This is a genomic window from Actinomyces sp. HMSC075C01 (assembly GCF_001812965.1).
Classification (GTDB): Bacteria; Actinomycetota; Actinomycetes; order Actinomycetales; family Actinomycetaceae; genus Actinomyces; species Actinomyces acetigenes.
Map to the genome: position 1 here is coordinate 79,711 of NZ_KV811010.1, position 6,032 is coordinate 85,742.

Genomic DNA, 6,032 nt, shown 5'->3' on the forward strand with positions numbered 1-6,032 from the left:
TCCTCAGGCCGCAGTGGCCAGGGCCGGGGCCAGAGCCGGCTGCGGCGCCGGGGCCCGGTAGACGAGGCGGGACTGGGCCAGGTAGTTGACGATAAAGAGCGTGGAGTCCCCCAGCCCCTTGGCCAGCCACAGGGGAGCGCCGGCGCCGGTGAGGACTGAGATGCCGGCGTAGGAGGTCGCCGCGACCCCGCCCTGGACGGTCGCGTAGCCGCCGGCCGAGCGCCAGAAGGTCTCCGGGGCGGCCCCGAACAGACGCCGGTTGAGCAGAAAGCCCAGGGTGCAGGAGACGATCCGGGCTCCGACGACGGCGTAGAGGACCGAGCCGGTCAACGAGTTGAGGATGAGGACCAGCGCGTAGTCGACGCTCCAGCCGGTGAAGGACACGGCGGCGAAGAGGACGACCGTGGGAACCCGGCGGCGCAGGCAGGCCAGGCGGCCCAGGATCGTCGGGCGGGCAGCGGGGAGGGCGGGGCTCGTCGTCGTCATGGCAGCAAGCCTCGCCGGAGGCCTTATGCCACGTGTTTGACGGACCTGTGCCGTTTCTGTGAGAGACGGTCACCGGGGCCCTGCGGGCTGTGCGCCCGTTCCTCGGCGTTTAGAACAGGGCGTCGGTCTGTGGCTCGGCGGGTGCGCTCGACGACGCCGCACTCGGCGCCTGCTGCGCCTCCCGGTTCCCCGGTGCCAGGCCGCCGCGGGTCCAGCCCGGTCCTGCGGGCACCGGGCGGCCCTGCTGGAAGGCGGTGGCGGCGCCGCGGGCCCGGGAGTCGGCGGCCTCGTTCATGGGGTGGCCGACGTGCCCGCGCACCCACTCGAAGCGCACGGTGCGACCCGCGAGCGCGGCGTCGAGGTCCTTGACGAGGTCGGCGTTGAGGACGGGTTTGCCGTCGGCCTTGCGCCAGCCGCGCTTCTTCCAGCCGTGACGCCACTTGGTCAGGGAGTTGATGACGTACTGGGAGTCGCACTGGATGAGGAGCTCCTCGCCGGCGAGCCCGGCGGCCTCGGTGGCCCGCAGGAGCTCCAGGACGGCGGTGAGCTCGCCGCGGTTGTTGGTCGAGCTCTCCCAGCCTCCGGCGGCCCAGCAGTCGTCATCCACGTACCAGGCCCAGCCGGCCGGTCCCGGGTTGCCCAGGGAGGAGCCGTCGGCAGCAGCAGTCAGCGTCATGGAGGGCACTCTACCCAGCCTCCCCGGTGCACCCCGGACAGGTTCAACCTCCCGTGCCGTGATCGGCGCCATGCTAACCTGCCGCACAGCAAGAATGATCTTGCCACCTGGAACATATCCCCTGAGAGGTACACCGATGTCCTCCACGCTGAACGCTTTGTCAGCCTCGTCAGCGTCATCCGGCACACTCATCGCCGCACGCTGGTACGACTACATCCCCATCGCGATCTACTTCGCCTCGTCATCGGCGTCGGGCTCATCGCCCGCGCCAAGGCGGCCACGTCCGACGGCTTCCTCACCTCGGGTCGGTCCCTGCCTGCCTGGGTGACGGGTATCGCCTTCGTCTCGGCGAACCTCGGCGCCGTCGAGATCATGGGAATGTCGGCCAACGGAGCCCAGTACGGCATGCCGACCTTCCACTACTTCTGGATCGGCGCGGTCCCAGCCATGATCTTCCTGGGTCTGGTCATGATGCCCTTCTACTACGGCTCCAAGGTGCGCTCGGTGCCCGAGTTCATGCTCAAGCGCTACGGCACCGCCGCGCACCTGGTCAACGCGCTCAGCTTCGCCCTGGCCCAGCTGCTCATCGCCGGCATCAACCTGTACCTGCTGGGCAAGATCATGAACTGGCTGCTGGGCTGGCCCCTGTGGGTGGGGCTCATCGTGGCCGCCGTCATCGTCTTCTCCTACATCACCATGGGCGGGCTCTCCGCAGCGATCTACAACGAGGTCCTCCAGTTCTTCGTCATCGTGGCGGCCCTGCTGCCCCTGACCCTCATCGGCCTGCACCGCGTGGGCGGCTGGCACGGCCTGACCAGCAAGATCACCGAAGCCGCGACGGCCGCTCACCCCAACGACGCCACCGAGGCCGCCAAGGTCGCGGCTCAGCAGCTGCACTCCTGGCCCGGCAACTCGATCTCCGGCTTCGACTCCAACCTGCTGTCCGTCATCGGCCTGGTCTTCGGTCTGGGCTTCGTGCTGTCCTTCGGCTACTGGACGACGAACTTCGTCGAGGTGCAGCGGGCCATGGCCTCGGACTCGATCTCCTCGGCCCAGTCGACTCCGATCATCGGCACCTTCGTCAAGATGTTCGTGCCCTTCCTCGTCATCGTCCCGGGCATGGTCGCCGGTGTCATGGTCTCGGAGATCCAACAGCTCAAGGCAGATTCCGGGGCTGGGTACCAGTTCAACGACGCGGTCCTCTACCTCATGCGCGACCTGCTGCCCAACGGTCTGCTGGGGCTGGCGATCACGGGTCTGCTGGCCTCCTTCATGGCGGGTATGGCGGCGAACATCTCCGCCTTCAACACCGTGTGGGGCGTGGACATCTACCAGCACTACCTCAAGAAGGACGCCGACGACGCCCACTACCTCATGGTCGGCAAGCTCTCGACCCTGACGGCCTCCGTGGTCGCGATCCTCACCGCGATCATCGCGTCAAGCTACTCCAACCTCATGGACTACCTCCAGACGCTGTTCTCGATGTTCAACGCGCCGCTGTTCGCGACCTTCATCATCGGGATGTTCTGGAAGCGGGCCACCCCGCACGCCGGTTGGATCGGCCTCATCAGCGGAACCCTGGGCGCCCTGGGGGTCAACATCCTCATCTGGACCGAGCGCCTGGTCATGCCAGGACAGGGCGGTGCCTTCCTGGCGGCGGGCGTGGCCTTCACCGTCGACGTCGTCATCACGGTGCTGGTCTCCCTGGCCACGAAGCCGAAGCCCGACTCCGAGCTCAAGGGCTTCGTCTACGCCCTGACCCCCAAGAGCGAGCGCACCGACCCGCATCTGCACGAGCTGCCCTGGTTCCGCCGTCCGATCCCGCTGGGGATCATCGCCGGGGCCCTGGTCATCGCCCTCAACAGCATCTTCCACTAGTTCCGCCCGGACACACGAAGGAGAACACTCATGAGCAATCGTTCACTCACGGACATCCGGGCGGTCATCACCGGTGCTCTGGGGCTCATCGGCCTCTACCTGGTGGTGTGCTCGGTCCTGTTCAACAGTGCCGAGGAGATGGACAAGACCGGTGGCATCAACGCCAACCTGTGGTCGGGCCTGGGCCTGCTGGCCATCGCCGCGGGCATGGGCCTGTGGTGGTGGATCAAGCCGAACCCCTCCGGGGGCGAGCAGGACTGAGACTGGCGTGGCCGCACTGGGCCCGCACCAGTGAGGGCATCCCGCCCATCACATCCCATCCGATCGACGGCGTCGCCGCGGCCTCCTCCTGCGACGGCGCCGTCGTCACGCTCGCATCCAGGGCCGGGCAGTGCCGCCAGGCCCCTTGTCGTCGGTGGTGGTTGCTAGGGTCTCGACCATGCTCGATCTGAACGCCCAGCCCGACGGGCTGAGAATCCCCGATGAGATGCTCGGGGGTGTGGTTGGCCCCGAGCTCGAGGAGTACATCCGCGACCTCATCTGGATGCAGCTCGTGCGCGGGAACGACTGTCTCAACGACCACGCCTTCGAGATCGCCTGCGCGGTGGAGGACGAGGGTGACGGCACCCTGTCCGACGAGCAGTGCCGCGCCATCGCCCAGTACCTCATCGATGCGCGCCGCGCCCAGCAGGCGGGATTCGGGGACGTGCCCGCCACCAGGCTGGACCGCGCCTTCGAGGCGCTGCGGAGGGCCCACGTCGTCGCGGAGCAGGATTTCGCCTGCTGCAACAACTGCGGACACGCGGAGATCAAGGGCGGCCAGGACGACCTGGGGTACGTGTTCTTCCACCAGCAGGACACCGAGCGCCTCGTGGAGAGCGGCAGCACCTACCTCAGCTACGGCATCTTCTGGCCCGCTCACTTCAGCGGGAAGGCGTACAAGGCCCTGGACGACTCCCGGCGCGAGGAGCTCTACGACGCCACGACCGCCACGCTGATGAAGACCGTCGTCATCCCGATCCTCCAGGAACACGGCATCGGAGTCAGCTGGGAGGGAGACGTGGACACCCGTATCCTCCTGACCGGCGTCGAGTGGTACGTCCCGCTGCCCCCGGCGGGACAGGGCTGAGGACGGGACCGCTCAGCCCGGGAAGGGGCCCACGGGCTCGGGGCGAGGCTTCTGCGGCAGAGCCGGCGGCCGGGTGGTGCACCGGTGACGTCGTTGTCCGCGAAGGAACAACGGGGCGCGCCCCACAGTGGAGCGCGCCCCGTCGGCTGGACTTGTTCTCAGGCGTCCAGGTCGGTCTCCAGGAGGGCCTTGAGGTCCTCGAGGGCCGCCTCGGCGCCGTCGGCGTCGGAGGCCAGGGTGACAACGTCTCCGAAGCCGGCACCCAGGGTCATCACACCGAGGATGGAGGAGGCGTCAACCGCAGCGCCACCCTCTTTCGCGATGGTGACCGGGACGCCCTTCTCGGCGACGGCCTTGACGAAGGTAGCGGCCGGACGGGCGTGCAGACCGACCTTGGAAGCGATGGTGGCGGTGACCTGGGCCATGTGAAGCTCCTTGTGACATGTGGGGTCTAACGGTGCGGGAACCGGATCGTGCCCCCGCACCGGTCTGAGCAGCGCGATGGCTGCCGTCCCGGCTGAGACTACCCGAGATCACGGCTCAGTTGCACTGTTCCACCCCTCAAAACCACGGTTTGTCGTGGAGACACTCTTAAGAACCGGTGTAGGGCGCCAGGACGACCTCGACCCGCTGGAGCTCCTTGACGTCCGCATAACCGGTGGTGGCCAGGGTGCGACGCAGGGCGCCCATGAGGTTGAGCGTGCCGTCGGCGCGGTCGGAGGGACCGTTGAGGATCTCGGCCATGGTGCCGACCGTGCCCACGTGGCTGCGGAAGCCCCGCGGCAGGCGCTCATGGCGGGCCTCAGCGCCCCAGTGGTAGCCGCCGCCGGGAGCCTCCTCGGCCCGAGCCAGGGCGGCCCCCAGCATGACGGCGTCCGCGCCGCAGGCGATGGCCTTGACGACGTCGCCGGAGTTGCCCACCGAGCCGTCGGCGATGACGTGGACGTAGCGGCCCCCGGACTCGTCGAGGTAGTCGCGCCGGGCCCCGGCGACGTCGGCCACGGCGGTGGCCATGGGCATGTGCAGCCCCAGGACCTGGCGCACCGAGGAGGAGGCGCCGCCGCCCTGCCCCACGAGGACCCCGGCCGCGCCGGTGCGCATGAGGTGGAGGGCGGCGGTGTAGGTGGTGACCCCGCCGACGACCACGGGCACGTCGAGCTCGTAGATGAAGCGCTTGAGGTTGAGGGGCTCGACGGATCCCGACACGTGCTCGGCCGACACGAAGGAGCCACGGATGACCATGAGGTCCACACCCGCCTCGACCACGGTGCGCCAGTGGCGCTGCGTCTGGGCGGGGCTGAGCCGCCCGGCGACGACGACGCCGGAGGCACGGATCTGGGTGAGCCGCTCAGTGATGAGCTCGGGCCTGACCGGAGCACGGTAGACCTCCTGCAGGACACTGGTGGCCCGGGACGGATCGGCCTGGCGGATGCGCTCGAGGGCCTCGGTGGGGTCCTCGTAGCGGGTCCACAGCCCCTCCAGGTCCAGCACGCCGATTCCGCCCAGACGTCCCACCATGATGGCGGTCTCGGGGCTCATCACCGAGTCCATGGGGGAGGCCATGACCGGCAGGTCCACGTGGTAGGCGTCAATCTGCCAGCCCACGCGCACCTCGGAGGTGTCCCGAGTGCGACGCGCCGGCACCAGGGCGATGTCGTCGAAGGAGTAGGCGCGCAGGGCACGCTTGGAGCGTCCGATCTCGACCTCTGTGCTCATGGCCCGATCCTAGTGGGGCCGGCCCGGTATCCACCGGAGCGACCGGCGGGGGTACTCCAGGTAGGTAGGGCCCTCTGAGTCATCTCATGACTTCTGAACCATCTCAGCCCCACCCTCGCGTTCGTAGGGTAGGTCGCGCGTTCGTAC

The 6,032-nt window shown here is 68.5% G+C and carries 7 protein-coding genes; 3 read left to right on the top strand and 4 right to left on the bottom strand.

Annotated features, from left to right (window positions below; all coding sequences use genetic code 11):
• Nucleotides 1-3: 3 nt before the first annotated feature.
• Entirely contained in the window at nt 4-486 is a 483-nt protein-coding gene (locus HMPREF2883_RS09075) for a GtrA family protein (RefSeq protein ID WP_070661338.1), read from the bottom strand.
• Between the two features lie 109 nt (nt 487-595).
• Entirely contained in the window at nt 596-1,162 is a 567-nt protein-coding gene (locus HMPREF2883_RS09080) for a ribonuclease H family protein (RefSeq protein ID WP_070661542.1), read from the bottom strand.
• Nucleotides 1,163-1,486: 324 nt separating this feature from the next.
• Between HMPREF2883_RS09080 and HMPREF2883_RS09085 the strand changes: the two genes are divergently transcribed.
• The 3 genes from HMPREF2883_RS09085 to HMPREF2883_RS09095 all read left to right on the top strand — a co-directional run bounded on the left by HMPREF2883_RS09085 (nt 1,487) and on the right by HMPREF2883_RS09095 (nt 4,169).
• Nucleotides 1,487-3,040, top strand: coding sequence for a sodium:solute symporter family protein (locus HMPREF2883_RS09085; RefSeq protein ID WP_256277407.1), 1,554 nt, complete (start codon nt 1,487-1,489; stop codon nt 3,038-3,040).
• A 30-nt stretch (nt 3,041-3,070) separates the two neighbouring features.
• Entirely contained in the window at nt 3,071-3,301 is a 231-nt protein-coding gene (locus HMPREF2883_RS09090) for a hypothetical protein (protein ID WP_070661339.1), read from the top strand.
• Nucleotides 3,302-3,479: 178 nt separating this feature from the next.
• Nucleotides 3,480-4,169, top strand: coding sequence for a DUF6891 domain-containing protein (locus tag HMPREF2883_RS09095; RefSeq protein WP_070661341.1), 690 nt, complete (start codon nt 3,480-3,482; stop codon nt 4,167-4,169).
• 158 nt (nt 4,170-4,327) lie between these two features.
• Here HMPREF2883_RS09095 and HMPREF2883_RS09100 read toward each other — a convergent pair whose 3' ends face one another.
• Together HMPREF2883_RS09100 and HMPREF2883_RS09105 are read right to left on the bottom strand one after the other, a co-directional pair.
• Nucleotides 4,328-4,594, bottom strand: a complete 267-nt coding sequence (locus HMPREF2883_RS09100; protein WP_010614584.1) for an HPr family phosphocarrier protein — start codon at nt 4,592-4,594, stop codon at nt 4,328-4,330.
• Between the two features lie 166 nt (nt 4,595-4,760).
• Entirely contained in the window at nt 4,761-5,885 is a 1,125-nt protein-coding gene (locus tag HMPREF2883_RS09105) for a GuaB3 family IMP dehydrogenase-related protein (protein WP_070661344.1), read from the bottom strand.
• Nucleotides 5,886-6,032: the final 147 nt, after the last annotated feature.